Genomic DNA, 17,947 nt, shown 5'->3' on the forward strand with positions numbered 1-17,947 from the left:
CCGGACGACGCCCGTGAGCGTTGTCCACAGGCCTCAGAGGCGGCTGACGGTCGCCTCGTCCTCGGCGCCGGCGAAGTAGTGGTCGAGCACCTCGCGGAAGACCGGTTCCTCGGATGCCCGGGCGAACAGCGTCATCGACGAGCGCAGCTTCACCGCGTCGATCGAGCCCAGAACCGCGACCGGGTCGTCGACGTCCAACGCCGTGAGCGCCCGCGCGCACTCGACCAGCCGCTTGCCGAGCACCGGGTGCGCTACGTACTCGCGGGCCTCGTCGAGGTCGGCGAGAGCGAACCGCTGTGCCATTCCGCTGCGGCCCAGGCCGGCGATCTGGGGGAACACGAACCACATCCAGTGCGTGCGCTTCTCCCCGCCGCGCAGCTCGGCGAGGGCCTGGTCGTAGGTGTCGCGCTGGGCGTCGACGAACCGCTGGAGGGAATCGCTCACGCCGCCCAGCCTGCCCGCTCCCTGACGACGCCGCCCGCACCGGGGGTGAGGGGGACTACCGGCGGCCCAGCGCCACGGCGGAGGGCAGTCGCAGGGTGGCGGTGAGCCACAGCAGGACGTCGTGCAGCCGCAGGCGGGTGAGGGGAACGTCCTCGCTCGCGAGCTCGGCCTCCAGCCGGGTGAACGCGGCGGCGTTCGCGCGCAGCTCGCGGAAGATCACCGCCGGTGGGCCGCTGTCGCCCTCGCGCACGTGGGGGAGCAGCTGCCAGCGGGTGGCGCGCGCCAGCAGCGGGACGAGTTCCGGACGGCGGTGGTGCAGCGCGGCCGCGACGTGCGGGTCCTCGACCTGCCGGAGGAAGGCGCCGACGGTGCCGGGTTCGGCGAGCACGGAGAACTCGTCGTCCGGCAGCTCCCAGAGGGCGCGGCCGGCGGCGCGCTCGGCGGCGCCGTCCAGGATCGGACCGGCGTCCTGGAGTGCCTGCTTCACCTGCGCCCAGGCGCCGGGGTCCAGCCGACCGTGCAGCCCCTCGGCGGTGAGGACGTCGGGCTCGCCGAGCGGGCCCTGGCCTCGTGGCCGGGCGTCGAACCGGGCGTAGCCGAACGCCGGGATCTCCACCCAGCGGCCGGTGCGCACGTTGGGCGCCCGGAAGAACAGCGGACGGCGGCCACGCGCGTAACCGAGGACGGCAGCGAGGGCGACGTCCAGCGAAATGGGGTCGGGGCCGGCGCTCGGCAGGACCAGCTCGCCGTCGTCCACCGGACTCCTTTCCGTCTTCTGCGCCACATCGTCGCAGGACGGTCGGCCTGCGGCATCGGACTGCCGATAGCTCCACGTGAGGCGGCGGACCCTTCGCTACTCCCGTCGCCGGGGGGATCGGAACGGCATGGCTCGACAACAGCGGATCGGCAACGCACTGGCGGTGCTCGGCGGCGCCCGGCCTGACCTCTTGGCGGCCTCGCCCGGAGCTCGGCCGAAGTTCGTGGCACTAGGCGGTGTGCTGCTGAGCACCGGTGGCCTCGCCGTGCTGTCCGCGGCGTTCGCGGTGCACATGGCGATCGGCGTGTGGTGGCCGTTCGCGCTGCTGCTGGGCATCGGCTGGGGCGCGGTCATCGTGAACCTGGACCGGATGCTGCTCGTCGGCATGGCGCACGACGCCTCGCTGAAGCGGAACATCGCGCTCGCCGTCCCGCGGGTCGGGCTGGCGCTGATCCTCGGCGTCGTCGTCGCGACGCCGTTGACGCTGCAGATCTTCCACAAGGAGATCGACACCGAGATCGTGACGATGCAGGCCGAGGCGGCCGACTCCTACCGCCAGGGCCTGTCGTCGGACGCGCGCTTCGCCGGGCTCACGGAGCTCGAGGAGAAGATCGCCACCGAGCGGTCGATCGTGGCCAGCGGTGGCCGCACCGATCCGCAACTCGCCGTCGTCCAGGGCACGGTGGCGGCCAAGCAGGCCGCTTACGAGCAGGCGACGTCGACCTCGCGAGAGCTCGAGAGCAGGGCGCAGTGCGAGCTGGACGGCACCTGCGGCACCGGCGACGCCGGCACCGGGACGGCGTACCAGATGGCGCGGGCCAACGCCGACGCGCAGTCGGCGGCGGTCGCGGCGGCCGAGCGGGAGCTGGACTCGGCGCTGGAGGCAGCGGCGGACGCAGAGGAGCGCAGCGCCGCCCAGGCGACCGCCGCGCTGGTCAAGGACGAGGCCGACTTCGAGCGGCTGACCGCCGAGCAGGACCGGCTGCAGGCCACCTTCGACTCGGCCAACGAGGGCTCCGGTGGCATCCTGCTGCGCCTGGAGGCCCTGGACCGGCTGAGCGACAAGAACAGCACGCTGTGGGCGGCGAAGACGATGCTCTCGCTGCTGTTCATGAGCATCGAGCTGCTGCCGGTTCTCATGAAGCTGCTGCTGAACTTCGGCCCGCCGACGGCCTACGACAAGCTCGCCGTCATCCGTGACGACAGCGACGTCGTGGTGGAGGAGCTGCAGCAGGAGTCGCGGCGGATCGTCGCCGAGGCGCAGGAGGAGCTGCTGGTGCTCGCCGAGAAGGAGCGGGTCGACCGGCAGAAGGAGGCGATCCTGGCCCGCCGCCGCGCCGCCCTGGCAGCAGCCGCCGCGCAGACCCTGGCCCCTGCGGCCGAGGTGCCGGCCGCCGAGCCGCTCGAGAAGCGCCCGGGCTGGGACACCGGTCCGATCATCGGGCTGGCCCGCGAGGCCGCCGCGCGGACCGTCCGCACGCTGCGCCGTCCCACGGACCGGATGCCGACGTCGGTGTGAGTCGGGAGTCACAACGGCCCGGACGCGCGGTAGCGCTCGGACAACCGATAGACAGTCCCCATGACCGAGGTGACGACGGCGACCGGTGGGGGCTGGCTGGCCCGCGAGGAGATGGACGCGGCTCGCGAGCGGCTGCCCATCCTGTACGTGGACGTGGTGCCCGTGCGGGTGGACTTCCAGGGCACCGTGACCGCCGTCGGGCTGCTGCTGCGCGCCGGGGAGGACGGGCAGATCAAGCGGGCCCTCGTCTCGGGCCGGGTGCTGTACCACGAGCGGATCCGCACGGCGCTGCTCCGGCACATGGAGAAGGACCTCGGTCCGCTGGCGCTGCCGCGGATCCCGCCGGCGCCGCAGCCGTTCACCGTCGCCGAGTACTTCCCGACGCCGGGGGTGACGCCGTTCCACGACCCGCGGCAGCACGCGGTGTCGCTGGCCTACGTCGTGCCGGTCGAGGGTGACTGCGCTCCGCAGCAGGACGCCCTCGAGCTGACCTGGTTCTCGCCCGACGAGGCGCGCGAGCCCGGCGTCCTGGCGGAGCTGATGAACGGTCAGAGCACGCTGCTGCTGCAGGCGCTGGCGCACCTCGGCGTCTGACTCCCCCCACGGGAGGGGGACATCGGCCGCGGAGGCCTCCAGTTCCGGGCGGTTCCGTCCGATTCCGCGGCATGGGCATGAGTCGGATGGCACCCGAGGTGGCAACGCCGCGGGTCGTCGCCCGGACGACCGGCCTCCTCACCGCGATGGGTGGTCTGGCCGCGATCGGGCTCGTCCTGGGCACCCCCGGCGAGCTGGCGCGGATCCATCCGGCCATCGCCGCCCTCGGCCCGATCACGGCGGTCGTCGGCCTGGGCGTGATGCGCTGGGGGAATCGCGTGCCCCAGCTCTTCTACCGGGTGCTGCTGGCCGTCGGCGCTGTGGGCATCGGGCTGTTCGCCTACGTCTCGCCCACGGAGAGCGGTGCGGTGGCGATCCTCGCGCTGATGGTCTTCGCCTCGATGGCGGCCTTCCTCTTCTTCTCGCTGGTGTGGTCCTACAGCTTCCTGGTGGAGCTGCTCGTCATCGGAACGGTCGTCGTCGTGGCGCGCGGCGACGTCACCGCGGGCTCGGCGCTGGTGCTCGGGGTGCTCGTCGTCGGCTCGGCCGGTGCCGTCGGCGTGCTGGCGCGCCGCGCGGCCAGCGCCGGCGAGGACGCGCTCACCGGACTGGTGAACCGCCGCGGCTTCGACGAGGCGCTCGACGCGGCGGTGCGGACGTCGGTCCGGACCGGGGAGCCGCTGTCGGCGGCGCTGTTCGACCTCGACCACTTCAAGGCCGTCAACGACGCGCGGGGGCACGCCGCCGGCGACGAACTCCTGCGCACGGTGGCCGACACCTGGAGCTCGCTGCTGCCCCCGGGCGCGATCCTCGCCCGGCACGGGGGTGACGAGTTCTCGCTGCTGCTGCCCGGTCACGACGGCGCCGCCGCGCTGGCGTGCGCGGAGGCCCTGCGCGCGACGCTGCCCGACGTCGGCACCTCGGTCGGGGTGGCCCAGTTCGCCCTCGGCGACTCACCGGCGGACCTCATGCGCCGGGCCGACGCCGCCCTGTACCGGGTGAAGTCCGTCGGTCGCGGCCGCAGCGAACTGGACGCCGAAGGCATGAGCCCGCTGGCCCGCGACCTCGCGGCGGCGCTCTCCGCCGGCCGCGCCGGAGGACTCGCGGTGCACCTGCAGCCGATCGTCACGCCGGCCGACGGCGAGACCGTCGGGATCGAGGCGCTGGTGCGCTGGACCCACCCTGACCGTGGCTTCGTGCCGCCGGTGGAGTTCGTGCCGGTCGCCGAGCGCGAGGGTCTGATCGGGGCGCTGGGCGCTTTCGTCTGGACGGCGGCGTGCGAGGACGCGCGGACCCTGTCGGAGGCGACCGGCCGCCCGCTGTTCCTCACCGTCAACGTGTCGGGTCTCGAGCTGGACGACCCCGGGTTCGTCGACCGGGTGCTGGCGACGCTGGAGGCGACGGGCTGGCCGGCGCAGCGCACCGTGGTCGAGGTGACCGAGAGCCTGGTCGAGGCGGAGTCGACCCGGTCGGTGCGGGCGCTCGAGGTGCTGCGCGAGCACGGGCTCCGGGTGGCGATCGACGACTTCGGCACCGGCTACTCGGCGCTGGCGCGGCTGGACACCCTGCCGACGGACTTCCTGAAGCTCGACAACTCGTTCGTCTCGGCGATCACGACGTCGTCGCGGCGCGCGCGGTTGCTGCGCAGCGTCATGGCGCTCGCCGACGCGCTCGACCTGATCCTCGTCGCGGAGGGGGTCGAGACGCCGGAGCAGGCGCGGACCCTGGCCGCGCTGGGTTGCCCGCTCGCGCAGGGCTACCTCTACAGCCGGCCGCGGCCGGTGGCGGAGCTGGTCGCCGAGCTCGCTCCCGCCGACGTCCCGGTGGTCTGACCTCGCCGGTGTGGAACTGTGGGGAAGCCGACCGGTGAGGCGCTGAACGCGCTCCCGGCCCCGGGCCCCGCATCGTCGCCGGGCCGAGCGGCTTCCCGAGACTGAGCGAAGGACTGTTGTGATGAGCCCCGAGAACCCTGCCCTGACGTCGCCGGCTGTCGAGGCGGTGCCCGCGGCGGGCCCCAGCTGGGCCAAGCGGAACTCCGCGAAGCTCGTCGCGGGGCTGCTGGCGTTCGCCGTCGTGGCGGGCGCGATCGCCGGGCTCCTCCTCTGGCGCAGCTCCGTCGACGAGCGCAACGCCGACACCGAGGCCGCGTTCGAGAAGATGGTCGCCGAGCAGGGCGCGAGCGTGACCACCGTCGAGTGCGACGGCGACACCTGCTCCGCGATCATCGGCGGCCAGGCGCTGTCCGTGCTCGTGCAGGAGGACGACAAGGGCGAGCAGCAGTTCGGCGTCGTCGCCTTCACCGGCTGAGCGGAGTCGCTACGAATCGGGCCCCGCACCTAGTGGTGCGGGGCCCGCGTCGTCTCAGCCGGCGATCGTCGGCTTCCAGTTCTGGAGTTCTTCGTTTCCGGCGGGGTGCCAGAGGATTTCGTAGGCGGCGTCGGCGGTGCTCGCCTGCAGGTTGTCGCGGTCGAAGCCCCCGGTGTAGGACGCCACGTAGTGCGTCTTCTCCTTCTGCGGGATGGTGTTGAGGAAGTAGTCGGCGCCGTACTTCTCCACGAAGGCCTCGTAGGTCGAGAAGGCCTCGGCTTCGGCGATCTCCCGATCCGTGACGACGTCCACCATCACGTCGGTGGTGCCGGCCCGGCGCGCGATGTCCTCGATGATCGCCCCGATCTGGCTCTTGTAGGCATCCGTCGAGTAGTCGAACGGGGCCGTCAGCACCCAGTACCGGGTCAGCTTGGCTGCGCTCACGTCCTCGTCGATCACGACGATCTCGTAGGGCACGCCCTGGTAGGCGTACGCGGGCGCTGCCGACTCTGCCGGCGCGGGCGCCTGGCTCGGTGCTTCCGCGGGTTGCTCGCTCGGAGCGGTCGCGTCGGTCGAGGCGGCCGGCGTCGCGGGGCTGCTCCCGGCGCCGCCCGCCAGCACGATGCCGAGGACGACGGCGATCACGGCCACGGCGCCCGCCGCCGCGAGGGCGACCTGCTGCGTCGTCGACGTCAGGCGGCCGAAAGCGGGCACGTGTGCGGCGAGGAATGCCACGCACTGCTGCCAGGCATTCTTCGCCCTCCTCCGGCGGAAGGTGATCTCCGTCCGGAGCGTTCCCGTCTCCTGGCTGTCGAACTCCCAGCCGTCCCGCTCCCACTTCGCGATCGTGCGCGCCTCGGTGCCGCGGAGGACGCGAGCGGACGTGAACTCGTACTCCACGTCGTCGCCGAACGTCGAAGATGCGGAGTTCGGATCGATCTCGGCGGTGAGCACGATGCGACGGTAGGACGGCGAGCCCCCGGGCCGCCGTGTCCGCGGGACAGCGGTGAACCGGTGGGACTCAGGGGGAAGAACGCGGTGCCCGGGGCGGTCAGACCAGCTCGGGGACCCGTAGGTGATGCAGGACGAGGTCGAACTCGGCAACCTCGGTCGCCGACATGTGCAGCCGGCGGCGGAACTCGTCGCGGATGTAGGTGGCCCGCTGGCGGGAGGCCTCCAGAGCGCGGCGGTCGGTGTAGACGGCGGTGAGCGAGTTGTCGCCGGTCTGCCGGTCGAGCATCAGGCTGAGGCTGCAGAAGCCGGGCATCTCGTCCATGCGCGGGATGAGGTCGGTGCGGAATACGTCGAGGACGCGGTCCATGGCGGCCGGGTCGACGCAGGACCAGGTGACCCGGGCGCAGGCGTCGTCGCCGGCGGCCTGCATCCGGTGCATGGCCGCGATCTCCCACTCCCGGACCTCGGCGTCGGCGGCGCCGAACTGCCGCGCCGTGCGCTCGCGCAGGGCCCGTACACGCTCGCGGGAGCCGGCGATCGCCTCCTCGGACGCCCAGGCGGTGGTGACGATGACCCGTCCGGAGTCGGGGTCGCACAGCATCGACAGCCCGATGCAGCCGTCCATGTCGTCCACGGCGGGCAGAACGCTGTCCTGGACGTCGGCGATGCCGTCGTCCAGGCGCGTCGGGTCGGCCGTGATCGTGGTGGCGCGGGCGTACATGACGCCCTCCCTTCGTCAGGCCTCGCGCGGCGCCCCTGCGGCGGCTCGGCGAGACCCATGGTTCTCGCTCCCCGGGCGCTGTCAACGGGTGCGTGCGCGGCGCCGGCTCAGGCGGGGACGAGCTCCTTCGTGCGCCGGGTCGAGGCGATGTGCGCGAGAGCGGCGGCGACGACGATCGCGGCGCAGACGGCCGGGGCCGCGAGCGCCGTCGTCGTCCCGAGCCGGTCGACGACGAGACCGGTCACCGCGGAGGTGATCGACTGACCGACGACGACCGCGGAGCCGAGCATCGTCATGGTGGTCGCGGAACGGCCGGTGGGGCTGAGCTGTGCGGCGAGGCTATAGAGGGTGACCAGCGTCGGGCCGATGCCGAGTCCGAGGATCGCCAGGGCGATGACCAGGCCGGTCACGCTGCGCGCGCAGGCGAAGGCGATGGCGGCGGCGAGCATGAGTGAGCCGAAGGTCAGCCAGCGGGCCTTCAGCGTGAACCGTGGCGGAAGGGCGGCGGAGCCCAGGGCGAGGGCGGCCGAGCCGATGCCCATGACGCCGTAGAGCAGGCCCGCGCTGTCGCCGTCGCCGTCGGCGGCGAGGAAGCCGGTGAGGCTGGTCAGGGTGGCGCCGAAGAAGAGGCCGACGCCGAGCGTGCCGACGACGACCGTGAGGAGCGGGAACCTGGCCAGCTCGCGGGCCGGTGCCGGCTCGGTGGGCGTCGAGTCGGTGCCGGGGTCGACCTGGCCGGTGTGGTGCAGGGCGAACGCGGTGACGAAGACGAAGGTCAGGGCCGAGGCGCCGGCGATGGCGACCCAGGGGGCGATGGCGCTCGCGAGCAGGCCGACGAGGAACGGGCCGACGATGAAGACCGTCTCGTCGGCGGCCGACTCGTAGGCCATGGTGCCGCTGAGGGTCTTCTCGCGGCGGTCCCCGGCGACGTGCTGCTTGATGATGGCGACCAGCCGGGTGCGCGACAGCGGGGCGACCTGCGGGGCGCTGGCGCCGATCAGGACCGAGAGCGCGAGGACGACGACGTCGGCGGCGGAGCTGGAGACGACGACGATGAACGCGGCCAGCAGGGTGGCGTTGAGGAGCCCCACCGGCACGAGGACCTTGCGCTGACCCCAGCGGTCGACGGCGGCACCGAGCAGCGGGCCGGCGAGCGCGGTGCCGAGGCCGGCGGCGGCGGAGTTCAGCCCGCCGAGGGTGACCGAGCCGCGCTCGGCGACGACCAGCGTCAGGACGCCGACGACCATCATCGCGAACGGCAGCCGCGCGATGAAGGCGAGCGGGAAGTAGGAGAGCCCGGCGTGACGGAGCACGGGGGAGTGCGTGGAGCGCGTGTGGAACATGACCTCGGAACTTCAGCGGATCGGGCGTGCCGCCTTGATCCGCCGGCCAGGCCGACAGCAGGTAGTTACACACGAGCGTTCGGAACGGCGTCGACTCTATCGGAGTGAGACGACTCAGACGGGGAGCCGCTCGGTCCCGGTCGACACCTGCAGCCTCCACACGCCGGCGGAATGCTTGCTCGAACGTGCAGGCTGGTCGCTGCAACACACCACTGGTCAGGCTGACGTCAATCGTCGTCGTCGGCGACGGCTTGCTCGTCGGACATGTCGATGTCGCGCTGCTCGCGATAGTCCCGGAACACGTGCAGCAGGCTGCGGCGGGATGAGGGGTCGACCAACCAGAAAGCCCAGCCGTTCTCGGCAGTGCCAGAGACGGCGCGCGCCGCTCCGGAAGGCGTGGCGTGGCGCACACCGTCGACGTCCAGGGCACCGTCGTGCAGCACAGTGGCCGTACGACCTTCGACGCGCTTGCGCTTGGCGTACAGGAGCGTGCCCTCAGTGAGCAGTCCGGCAGTGATCAGATCCGCAACGTTCGCTTGACGCATCGGTCGCTTGGCAGGTCGCTCGACTACTGGCCTGTGGCCTTCGGGGACGGGCCACACCTCCAGCAGGTCGTCGACCAGCGATTCGCCACGAGCCTCGATGGTCGCCTCGTCCCAACCGTCGCGTCCGGTGTCACGAAGGTGCCTGTTCAACATGAGGACGTCGTGAGCTTCCAGTGCCGCTCGCTTGCCGCCGTCGCCGAGCCATGGCCCGTTGGACACCTTGCTGTTGAGCTTCCCGGTGAGCAACGTGAGGTTGCCGAGGGTGTCGACCAGCGCCTCCCTTTCCGCGGCCGAGATGCCCGAGGTCAGCGGCCAATGCTGCTGCCACTTGCGCGGCAGGATGTGCTCGATGGCGTACGAGCCGCGCGCTACCCGTTCGCCGCCCAGGCCCGATGTGTTGTCACGCCACCCACGCCGGTGGTCCTCGACCCCTTCCAGCACCATGCGCACGCGGGCCCGCGACAGCCGGCGATAGGCGGCGAGCGTGGCGAGCTCATCCCGCACCTCGCTGTCGGCCGGCCAGTATCGATTCGCTCCCGCCTGCCCGGCGAGATACTTCTGGACCAGATCCCCGGCCTGCTCCCGGCCCTGCGCCCGCACGTGGGTGATCAGCTCACCGACGAGCTGGGTGTAGGACTTCGACGTAGCGCGTACCAGCATCCGACGGACCATCCAGCTTTCGACGACGCCGAGCGCCTTCTGCACCTGATCGGCTGGAACGGGTGATTCATCGGGGTCGAGAAGGAAGAGGACGAAGGGCTTGATGACTTCGCTCTCCAGGACGCCAGATCGATAGGCGAAGAGGCCCAGTCGGTCGATGGGACCCGTGAGCTGTCCTGCTCGGTCGACGAACTCGCGGTACACGAGAGAGGCCCTGTGCACCTGAGCGAGCAGTTCTGGCATGGACAGGCCGGATTCGAAGTCGGCGTATCGCTTGAACCGTTGGAAGACCTCTCGCGCGAGGATCTCCTGCCCCGTCCGCGAGATGAGCCACTGATTCAAGAACATCGATGAGCGCTGATGCTTCACGCGCCCCGCGCTGATCTCGGCCTCCCAGAACCCCGTCTCGAAGTCCTTCCAATGTTTCTCATAGGCGGCTTGCACATCCGCGCCAGACTCGCTGAGGCGCTGGAAGATGAAGTTCTTGATGAGATCGGCCGCCGTGAGAACGGCACCGCGGGCGTTCAGCGTCTCGAAGATCTCCTGCGCGTTCTCTTCGGCCGTGAGGTCTATGACGACGAGCTGCATGAGTTCGCGCACGGCGCGCTCGAGGGCGGCGGCACGGACGGCTGGCTCTTCGGCGCCCGCCATGAGCCAGTCGCGGGCGCTGGTTCCGAAGAACTTGTGTGCTTGAACCAGTCGGCTGTCGCGGTGCTGGAGCTGCTCGTACGCAACCGGAGGTCGGGCCGCCATGACCTCGTGGAACGACGGCAAATCCTTGGTGGTCGGACGGACCTTCAGTCCGTCGTCCTGCTGCTCCCAGTAAGCCTCGTCGTTGACGACGAGGCTCTCGATCCGCTTCGCGGGCTGAAGCGCGCCCACTCCCACCAGTTCGGCGTGCAGGGCGTCGAGCAGCAACTGGAGCGTGGTCAAGCGTTGCTGACCGTCGATGACGGTGCGCTCCTGCATGGTGCCCATCTGGTTCTGGATCTGCTGCACCACGATCGCGCCGAGGAAGTGCGGCTGCTGCTTGTCGTGCGGGTTCGCCAGGACGCGCTCGGCCACCCGGACCACATCGCCCCACAGCGGCTCCCACTGATCGTCCTCGTTCCAAACGTACGGACGCTGGAACAGTGGAACGACGAGACGCTGAGGCTGCATGAAGATCGACTGCGGGGTTCGGACCTGCGTCTCCATGGCGCCACGTTGTCACAGCCCGTAAGAGCCCGCACGCACGGAATCTCGGGGTCGAGATGGCGGTGTTGCTGCGGTGGAGTCCTCGCTCGAGACGTCGAGTCGACCGCGGCCTGAGCGCCAGCGGCTAGCTGCGCGACGCGATCGAGGTCGAAGACCAGGCTCGCGAGTTCCTTCCTCGCGTCGGTGGCGGCCGGGTACCTGAGCACCGGCAGCCACCGGTCGGGCTCTACGACGCACGGCACCTTGGTCAGCCGCGGCTCCTCGTTGGACAACGGGAGACCGATGCCCTTCTTCCTCTCGATCAGCCGGGTGAGCCGGTCCTCCAGGCGGTCGAACTGGAGCGTGCCGTCGATGCGTTCGCACGAGCAGTGCGGGCAGGCGATCAGCGTGTGGGTCGTCGTCCTTCAGTCTTCCCGCTCCGGAGTACGACCTGTGGGTGCGCCGTGGTGGAGGACATGAGCTTCCCGGTCGTCGTCCTTCTGGGCAGGGACGGACGCGCGATGTGTCGTTGCGGGACCGGGCGCTGACCGCCGCCTCGGCCGTGGTCTGATGCCTGTCAGGTGGTGGTGACCGACGACGGCGTCGGTCCGCTCGGTGGAGAGGTGGACTCGTGGCCGGAACTGGCGAGGTGCTGCTCGAGGTGGATGGCGGCGTGGCGATCGTGACGTTGAACGCCCCGGACCGGCGCAACGCGCTGACGCCCGGGATGGCCGACGAGCTGATCGCGACGTTCGACGAGGTGGACGCCAAGCCGGAGGTCGGCGCGTTGGTCATCCGCGGCGTCGGCAAGTCGTTCTGCGCCGGCGGCGACGTCGCGACGCTGACCTCGGCGGGCAAGGACCCTGCGGCCCCGGACGCCTACGAGGGCATGGGCAAGATCTACGACTCCTTCTACCGGCTGGGGCAGGTCCGCGTGCCCACGGTTGCCGCGGTGCGTGGCTCCGCGGTCGGCGCCGGCATGAACATGCTGCTGGCGACCGACCTGCGGATCGTGGCGAAGGACGTCCGGCTGCTGGCCGGCTTCCTCAAGCGCGGCATGCACCCGGGGGGCGGCCACTTCGTGATTCTGTCGCGCCTGATCGGCCGCGAGGCAGCGGCTGCGATGGCGCTGTTTGGTGAGGAGATCAACGGCGACAAGGCGGTCGAGCTCGGCCTAGCCTGGGAGGCGCTGGACGACGCCGCGGTCGAGAACCGTGCGATCGAACTGGCTCAGCGCGTCTCTGCCGACCCCGAGCTGGGCCGGATCGCGGTGAGCAACTTCCGCAAGGAGGTCGTCAACGGGGCGATCCCGTGGGACGTCGCCATGCAGTCCGAGCGCCCTGCCCAGATGTGGTCGATGCGCCGATCGGCAGGCTGAGCTTCGTGGCAGGTGATCTGTCGTTATTCGGTGACGAGCCAGGGGAGGAGCCGGATCAACCGGTTCGCAGCGAGACCTCAATCGCGGACTGGCTGGTCAGCGACATCAGGGCGGCACTCAACGCCCGCGGCCTGACGACCATGGCCACGCGGCAGCACGCGATCGAGGCGGCCGTTGGAAGGCCAGTTGCGTCTTTACGCTCGTTGACGCGCGCCGAGGCCATGCGAGTCCTGTCCCTGCTCGTTTCACCGGAGACGCCGCAGCGTAGCCAATCCTCGGCGTGGGATGACCGCGACGAAGACACATGGATCGACCGACTCTGAGGATTCGCCCGGACGGTCGCCTGAGCATTTGAGCCCGAGAGTCCGGTTGGGGAAAGCCTGCTAAATGCCGCTGCTCGCGGCCGCCGATTCGACACCTCCGCCATTTTGGTGAGGGCGACCGGCGCGACATGCCCTTCAGGTTGCTCCGCGGTAAGTAGGGCAGCGCATTCGGTCCTCGAAAGGCGAAGTCTCCGCACATCCGACCGACGAATTGCACGGACCGACCAGCCCCAGGTGGCAATTGGTTGCGGCTTAAGTCCAGCACGCTCGGCCTCGGCGCAGAATCGGCGCAACTTTTGTTGCGACTCGGCTAGCGTCCACCACTCCTTCGCCATGCCAAAAGTATGGTAGTCGATGGCGACGGCCAGCCGTGACTGGCCCTAACCTCGGGCGGCGCAGTGCCAACAGGCGGGCGAGCGGATCGACCGTCCCCCGTTTCGGTGATATGAAGGCGTTGTGGCGTTCAGTAAAGCCTATAAGCAGCCCTAGCCCAAGTGCTGGGAAACGTCGGCGACTGCTACCGGGGTTCAAATTCCCGTGCGAACGCCCGACCGGTGCGTCACAGGCCGCCCAGGTCTCCTACGGCGAGGAGCTAGGCGACACCGAGCGCCAGCAGTTGCCAGCGGACAGTGATCCCGAGTCACTGACGCCTACTCAGGCTTGCCGGTCCGACCGCATACGACGAAACTGGACCGGCCGGCGGGTGCCCGAGAGCGTCACCGTGACCGGATGCGGGGACTCCTGGGGCGAGTGGTGCGTGCGGCGCCTGCGGATCCTGTGACCTTCGCCCGACGCGCCGTCGGAGGGGTCGATGAGCAACCAGTTTCGGGCATACTTGGGCGCACTAGCCCGCTGAACTGGGGAAACGTGGTTCTGTCGGCTCCAATCACTAGCGTCGACCTCGCCGACATCGAAGCCGTCCGACGAAGGAGCCCCCCACTGTGAGCAGTTCCGTCCGCAACGCCGCCGAAGCCGGGCGCGCAGATTCGGAGCCTGTCGCAGATCGAGCCAAGCTCGGCTCAGCGTCGATCAGTCAGCTCGATGACTGGGGCAAGCAGCTCCTCGAGCCGAGCCTCACGTTCACACCGGGTGATGCGCGCAGGACGGGACTTCCGGACGACTCCGTCGATCTCATCGTTACCTCGCCGCCCTACTGGAACAAGCGCGACTACGGCCACTCGAACCAGATCGGTCTCGAACCAACCGCCGACGCCTATGTTAACTCGATCATGGCGTGCCTAGAGGAGTGGCGGCGGGTGCTACGGCCGCATGGCTCCGTGTTTCTGAACGTCGGCGACACCTACTTCAATAAGTCCCTTCTTGGTATTCCGGGACAGATCGAGTGGCAGGCCGCTAAGGGCAAGTGGCTGATCCGCAACCGCATCATCTGGGCCAAGGAGTCCGGAATGCCGGAACCGGCCAAGAATCGACTCGCCAACCGACATGAGTACATCATTCATCTGACTCTCAAGCCGACCTACTATTACGACCTTGTTGGTTACGCCGATGAGTTCGGTAACGGTGCCAACCCGGGCGACGTTTGGACAATCAAGCCTGAGCGCAACATGGGCCTGCACCTCGCGCCGTATCCGCGCGAACTGGTGCGTCGGGCCATCAAACTTGCGGCACCAACGCAGGTCTGCTCGACGTGCAGCATCCCGCGCAGACGGGTGATCGAGCGCACGGCGGAACTCGACCCGTCCCGTCCGCAAGCCCGACGCGCGATGGAACTGGCCAAGGAAAAGGGCCTGACCCCCGAGCACATTCGCGCCATCCAAGCCTTCGGAGTCTCGGATGTGGGGAAGGCCACCAAGTTCCAGAATGGCACCGGTCGCAACAGCGCTGAGGTCCAGCGGCTTGCCGCTGAGGCCAAGATCGCCCTCGGCGGCTACTTTCGCGAGTTCACTTTCGCCAAGAAGCACACGGTCGGCTGGACCGACTGCGGTCACGGGACACCGGGCCGCGGGGTTGTCCTGGATCCGTTTGCGGGGACGGGAACGACGCTGAGGACGGCCATCGAGGAAGGCCGCGATGCAATTGGCGTCGACCTGGTGAACTGGATGGATCAGCCGGAAGTCGGTGCCTGATCGATGGTGAGCCGCGCCAGGCCGGCCACCACCCGCGCCATGTCAGCTAGCGCTGCGTCCGTTCGTGTGTCGGATGAAAGGTCGAGCCGGTAGTCGTAGACGTCGATCGACCGCACGCGGCCGACGTAGAGCAAGCCTTTGCTGCCCCTGATCCATGGGTGGATCAACAGGGTGAAGCTGAGGCCGTATCGCAGCGCGTAGGTGACGGCTTGCTCGACTTCGTCACGGTCGGGCAACGTGTCGGTGTCGACGGCCGCCCCGTGGATCGTGTTCTTGACTTCAGCGATCAGTGGGAACCTGCCGTCCAGCGTCTTGAGCACCACATCCGGTTGCGCTTTGCCGGCATCGCGGCTGGCTACCGCCCGCATCGGCGTGCCGAATGGGGCCGGCAACGGAACCGGTACGTCGTACAGGTCGACCTTGCCGTCCGTGTTGCCGTCCAGCACTGCTACCGGCCAGCCTTGGGCGGCAGCGTGCTTTGCCAGGCTGACGCGGACGAAGTTCTCGAACAGCTTGTTGGTGTCGATCAGCAGCGAGCCGAGCTGGACATCACTGCCGCCGAGATCCAGGGCCAGGCCAACGCCGCGCAGGATCGCCACGGATAGGTCGAGCACCGGGCGGTAATAGGCACGCGGATCGGGTAGCGGGGCCAGCCCGAGCACCTGGGCGTCCTCCAAGAAGCGATAGCCAGGATCATCACTGACTTCCTCGAAGGCGTGGAACTGGCCGGCCAGTCGCGCGGCCTTGGATCGGTCCCCTCTGCGTGGCTGTGACCGTGTCTTCGTCAGGTGCTGGTGCACAACGTTCATTGCCGCCCGCACGCAGCGGTTGACGGGCGTATCGACAGTGCGCTCGAACCAGGAGTAGGCCGCCTTGTTCGACACGCTTCGGGCGGCGAACCGCTGAACGGTTCTCGTGAAGTCGACACGGCCATGTGGAAGATGCCCCTCGCCTTCGCGCCGTTCGTAGGCGCGCAGCAGGCCTGCGTCCAGCAAGTCATCGACGTAGCTCAGCAAAGCGTCCGTGTAGACATCCATCGCCCAGTCGTCCGCCGTGCCGCGAGTGGAATAGTCGCGGAAGGCAGTCAATGGAAGCACGCTGTGGCCGGTCTCGATGACCATTCGCGTCAGGTTGGCGATCGGCACCCGGGGCTTGACGCGGACGACGACGTGATCGTTAAGCGAAATGACGCCGACATACGACGTGGCCTGCAGTCGCAGCACGCCCTTCTTGAAGGTGGCGCGCAGAATATCGCGGCCGTCGATCTCCGAGCTGAATTTGGTCTGGTGGCCTTCGGTCACCCACAAGCTCGTGTCGATATCGACGTAGCCGTACTCGACGCAGTCGATCACGCTGACGCCGTTGCCCGGCACCGTCATGCAATGCCTTCCGGTGGTTCCGTTGGCGTTCGCACCGCAGGGGTCTCCGTGGCCACTCCCGGCGCGTCTAAAACGTGCTGCCACGCCGTTTCTAGACTCGCCCGCATGTTCTCATCGCGCCGGAAGGCCCGCAGTACAAGATGCTTGAGCTGGTACTCCCAGATATCAGTTAGCGTCGCTTCGTCACTGGCCGAGGAGAAATAGGCGTGCCCGACCGCCGCGGCAGCATTCTTATTCGCATGGCCGTTGATCCGATTGAACCAGCCGATGACGCGCCGCTTGAGGGTCTCGTCCATGCCGTTGTTCGTTAGGATCTCATTCAGCAACTCCGCGTCAGGGTCCATTGTGATTTTCGCAAATCGGCGTTCGAAGGCGGCATCAACCTCATCGACGCCGCGGTCAAAGGGATTCATCGTAGCAATGATGACAAGGTTGGCCGGCACCTTGATCTCGTCACCATTCGCGATGTTGAATGGCAGCTGACGTTTCGTCCGCTCTACATAAGTGAGCGCTTCGCCGAAGACGCGACCCACGTCCGCGCGCGATAACTCGTCGATTACCAGAACATACTTGTTGTCTGGGTCCTTATCGGCGGCATCTACCAGCTGAAGAAACGGCCCTTCCTTGTATGTAAACCCGTGTACCGCAGGCTGGAATCCCAACATAAAATCCTCATACTGGTAGCTCGCGTGGAATTGAACGAAGCGGTAGCGGCGCTTGTCGTGGTCTGTCATGACCTGGGCGGTCGTCGCGGCGAAGAAGGACTTGGAGGTGCCGGGCGGTCCGGAAAGAATCACGCCGCCATAGACGTCGGCCAGGCGGATGATCTCTCGAATCAGCGGGTGGTCGGCCGGAATCTCGGGGGCATCGGGCGCCGATGACGCATGACTGGCTGCCGCCGTCGCCATTACACCAATGCCGAGGTGGTCGGCCGTCAGGATCCTTACGCTGGGTACGAGTTGCTCAAACATCAGCTGGCTCCTCGATGAGGACCGCGTTCAGATCCGCCGGCTCAAACCAGGTGGGCGGCTCTTCAGGTTCCGTAGTAGTAAACAGCCGGGTGAACTCGTTGTTGGTTTCTGGCGGGTAGTCGAACTTAATGCGAAACCCAGCTATCAGGTCCGCAGCGCTCGCTTCCCCGGACAAAACGAAACCGTCGTTGCGGAGGAAGTAGGCGCCCATCGCTAGGGCCGAGACTGACCGGTTGTAGAGCATCTGCTGGTGTGCCAGATCCACGTGGTTGTCCGGCATGGCGTACGCGCTCTCGTTCGCACTGAGCCAGCTGCCGCTAGCCAGGCGTCGGATCGAACCCGGCGACCAACTGCCCGGGATATTGGAAGCGCGCCAGAAGGTGGACAGTGGCGTTCCAGTCCGCTTCCCACGGTCGATCAGCGGAAAGTAGTAGGGCTTGGTCGGGTTACCTGGCATCTCAATGAGCGCCAACAGCTCATCGGACGAGGCCGACGCCTCCGTCAGTCTTCCGACTCGGGACTGCTTGCGCAGGTAGAGGTACATCACGAAGGTTGGGTGGAGCGGTTGTGCTCCGAGGGTGTCGATGGCCCAGCGCACAGCCCCCTTGCTCAGAACATGGGTCGGCGTGGCACTGTCGTCAGGCATAGCCGCAGCGTAGTGGTGCGACTGCCGCGGCGGCGTTAGCGAAGAAGCAATCGCTACGGCATCGGACTACAGCAGCCAGCCGCTCGGTCGAGGCTAGCTACCGATGATGAACCGAGCGAGTTCGTACAGCTCATCGAAGGTCA

Annotated in this window: 16 protein-coding genes; 7 read left to right on the forward strand and 9 right to left on the reverse strand. The window is 68.6% G+C overall.

Annotated features, from left to right (window positions below; all coding sequences use genetic code 11):
* Window positions 1-33: 33 nt before the first annotated feature.
* Window positions 34-444 (reverse strand): DUF1810 domain-containing protein, encoded by a 411-nt coding sequence (locus tag LBW97_RS17550; RefSeq protein ID WP_224500649.1) that lies wholly within the window; start codon window positions 442-444, stop codon window positions 34-36.
* Window positions 445-499: 55 nt separating this feature from the next.
* Entirely contained in the window at window positions 500-1,201 is a 702-nt protein-coding gene (locus tag LBW97_RS17555) for a hypothetical protein (RefSeq protein WP_224500650.1), read from the reverse strand.
* A 127-nt stretch (window positions 1,202-1,328) separates the two neighbouring features.
* Between LBW97_RS17555 and LBW97_RS17560 the strand changes: the two genes are divergently transcribed.
* The 4 genes from LBW97_RS17560 to LBW97_RS17575 all read left to right on the forward strand — a co-directional run bounded on the left by LBW97_RS17560 (window position 1,329) and on the right by LBW97_RS17575 (window position 5,621).
* Window positions 1,329-2,720, forward strand: a complete 1,392-nt coding sequence (locus LBW97_RS17560) for a DUF4407 domain-containing protein (protein WP_224500651.1) — start codon at window positions 1,329-1,331, stop codon at window positions 2,718-2,720.
* Between the two features lie 60 nt (window positions 2,721-2,780).
* Window positions 2,781-3,314 carry an NUDIX hydrolase family protein gene (locus tag LBW97_RS17565; RefSeq protein ID WP_224500652.1) on the forward strand — a complete coding sequence of 178 codons (534 nt, stop codon included), beginning with the start codon at window positions 2,781-2,783 and terminating at the stop codon, window positions 3,312-3,314.
* Between the two features lie 86 nt (window positions 3,315-3,400).
* A complete protein-coding gene (locus tag LBW97_RS17570) occupies window positions 3,401-5,146 on the forward strand; it encodes a bifunctional diguanylate cyclase/phosphodiesterase (protein ID WP_224500653.1) in 1,746 nt (581 codons plus the stop codon).
* Between the two features lie 121 nt (window positions 5,147-5,267).
* Entirely contained in the window at window positions 5,268-5,621 is a 354-nt protein-coding gene (locus tag LBW97_RS17575; RefSeq protein WP_224500654.1) for a hypothetical protein, read from the forward strand.
* A gap of 54 nt (window positions 5,622-5,675) precedes the next feature.
* On the opposite strand, the gene LBW97_RS17580 is transcribed toward LBW97_RS17575, so the two are convergent.
* From LBW97_RS17580 to LBW97_RS17595, 4 genes are all read right to left on the reverse strand, one after another.
* The gene (locus LBW97_RS17580) at window positions 5,676-6,575 is read right to left on the reverse strand and encodes a hypothetical protein (RefSeq protein WP_224500655.1); all 900 of its coding nucleotides are present in this window, start codon (window positions 6,573-6,575) and stop codon (window positions 5,676-5,678) included.
* Between the two features lie 97 nt (window positions 6,576-6,672).
* Complete coding sequence (locus LBW97_RS17585; RefSeq protein WP_224500656.1) at window positions 6,673-7,296, reverse strand: antibiotic biosynthesis monooxygenase; 624 nt, start codon at window positions 7,294-7,296, stop codon at window positions 6,673-6,675.
* A 107-nt stretch (window positions 7,297-7,403) separates the two neighbouring features.
* Complete coding sequence (locus LBW97_RS17590; RefSeq protein ID WP_224500657.1) at window positions 7,404-8,639, reverse strand: MFS transporter; 1,236 nt, start codon at window positions 8,637-8,639, stop codon at window positions 7,404-7,406.
* 227 nt (window positions 8,640-8,866) lie between these two features.
* Entirely contained in the window at window positions 8,867-11,041 is a 2,175-nt protein-coding gene (locus LBW97_RS17595) for a DUF262 domain-containing protein (protein ID WP_224500658.1), read from the reverse strand.
* Between the two features lie 610 nt (window positions 11,042-11,651).
* Here LBW97_RS17595 and LBW97_RS17600 point away from each other — a divergent pair.
* The 3 genes from LBW97_RS17600 to LBW97_RS20510 all read left to right on the forward strand — a co-directional run bounded on the left by LBW97_RS17600 (window position 11,652) and on the right by LBW97_RS20510 (window position 14,808).
* Window positions 11,652-12,398, forward strand: a complete 747-nt coding sequence (locus LBW97_RS17600; RefSeq protein ID WP_224500659.1) for an enoyl-CoA hydratase/isomerase family protein — start codon at window positions 11,652-11,654, stop codon at window positions 12,396-12,398.
* A gap of 5 nt (window positions 12,399-12,403) precedes the next feature.
* A complete protein-coding gene (locus LBW97_RS17605) occupies window positions 12,404-12,721 on the forward strand; it encodes a hypothetical protein (RefSeq protein WP_224500660.1) in 318 nt (105 codons plus the stop codon).
* 941 nt (window positions 12,722-13,662) lie between these two features.
* Window positions 13,663-14,808, forward strand: a complete 1,146-nt coding sequence (locus tag LBW97_RS20510; protein ID WP_224500661.1) for a site-specific DNA-methyltransferase — start codon at window positions 13,663-13,665, stop codon at window positions 14,806-14,808.
* Here LBW97_RS20510 and LBW97_RS17615 read toward each other — a convergent pair.
* Genes LBW97_RS17615 through LBW97_RS17625 form a run of 3 tightly spaced genes read right to left on the reverse strand, consistent with a single transcriptional unit; the run spans window position 14,787 to window position 17,804 of the window.
* Window positions 14,787-16,187, reverse strand: coding sequence for an McrC family protein (locus tag LBW97_RS17615; protein WP_224500662.1), 1,401 nt, complete (start codon window positions 16,185-16,187; stop codon window positions 14,787-14,789). The genes LBW97_RS20510 and LBW97_RS17615 overlap by 22 nt on opposite strands.
* On the reverse strand, window positions 16,184-17,158 hold the full coding sequence (locus tag LBW97_RS17620) for an McrB family protein (RefSeq protein WP_224500663.1): 975 nt from the start codon (window positions 17,156-17,158) through the stop codon (window positions 16,184-16,186). Before LBW97_RS17620 ends, LBW97_RS17615 begins: the two co-directional genes overlap by 4 nt.
* The gene (locus tag LBW97_RS17625) at window positions 17,151-17,804 is read right to left on the reverse strand and encodes a hypothetical protein (protein WP_224500664.1); all 654 of its coding nucleotides are present in this window, start codon (window positions 17,802-17,804) and stop codon (window positions 17,151-17,153) included. The genes LBW97_RS17620 and LBW97_RS17625 overlap by 8 nt, the downstream gene beginning before the upstream one ends.
* Window positions 17,805-17,947 lie beyond the last annotated feature (143 nt).

It is taken from the genome of Blastococcus sp. LR1 (assembly GCF_020166105.1).
Taxonomy (GTDB): domain Bacteria; phylum Actinomycetota; class Actinomycetes; order Mycobacteriales; family Geodermatophilaceae; genus Blastococcus.

Coding starts and splice junctions, on each gene's coding strand:
- LBW97_RS17560 (WP_224500651.1), top strand. CDS start 1,329: ATGGCTCGACAACAGCGGATCGGCAACGCACTGGCGGTGCTCGGCGGC.
- LBW97_RS17565 (WP_224500652.1), top strand. CDS start 2,781: ATGACCGAGGTGACGACGGCGACCGGTGGGGGCTGGCTGGCCCGCGAG.
- LBW97_RS17570 (WP_224500653.1), top strand. CDS start 3,401: ATGGCACCCGAGGTGGCAACGCCGCGGGTCGTCGCCCGGACGACCGGC.
- LBW97_RS17575 (WP_224500654.1), top strand. CDS start 5,268: ATGAGCCCCGAGAACCCTGCCCTGACGTCGCCGGCTGTCGAGGCGGTG.
- LBW97_RS17585 (WP_224500656.1), bottom strand. CDS start 7,296: ATGTACGCCCGCGCCACCACGATCACGGCCGACCCGACGCGCCTGGAC.
- LBW97_RS17590 (WP_224500657.1), bottom strand. CDS start 8,639: ATGTTCCACACGCGCTCCACGCACTCCCCCGTGCTCCGTCACGCCGGG.
- LBW97_RS17595 (WP_224500658.1), bottom strand. CDS start 11,041: ATGGAGACGCAGGTCCGAACCCCGCAGTCGATCTTCATGCAGCCTCAG.
- LBW97_RS17615 (WP_224500662.1), bottom strand. CDS start 16,187: ATGACGGTGCCGGGCAACGGCGTCAGCGTGATCGACTGCGTCGAGTAC.
- LBW97_RS17620 (WP_224500663.1), bottom strand. CDS start 17,158: ATGTTTGAGCAACTCGTACCCAGCGTAAGGATCCTGACGGCCGACCAC.
- LBW97_RS17625 (WP_224500664.1), bottom strand. CDS start 17,804: ATGCCTGACGACAGTGCCACGCCGACCCATGTTCTGAGCAAGGGGGCT.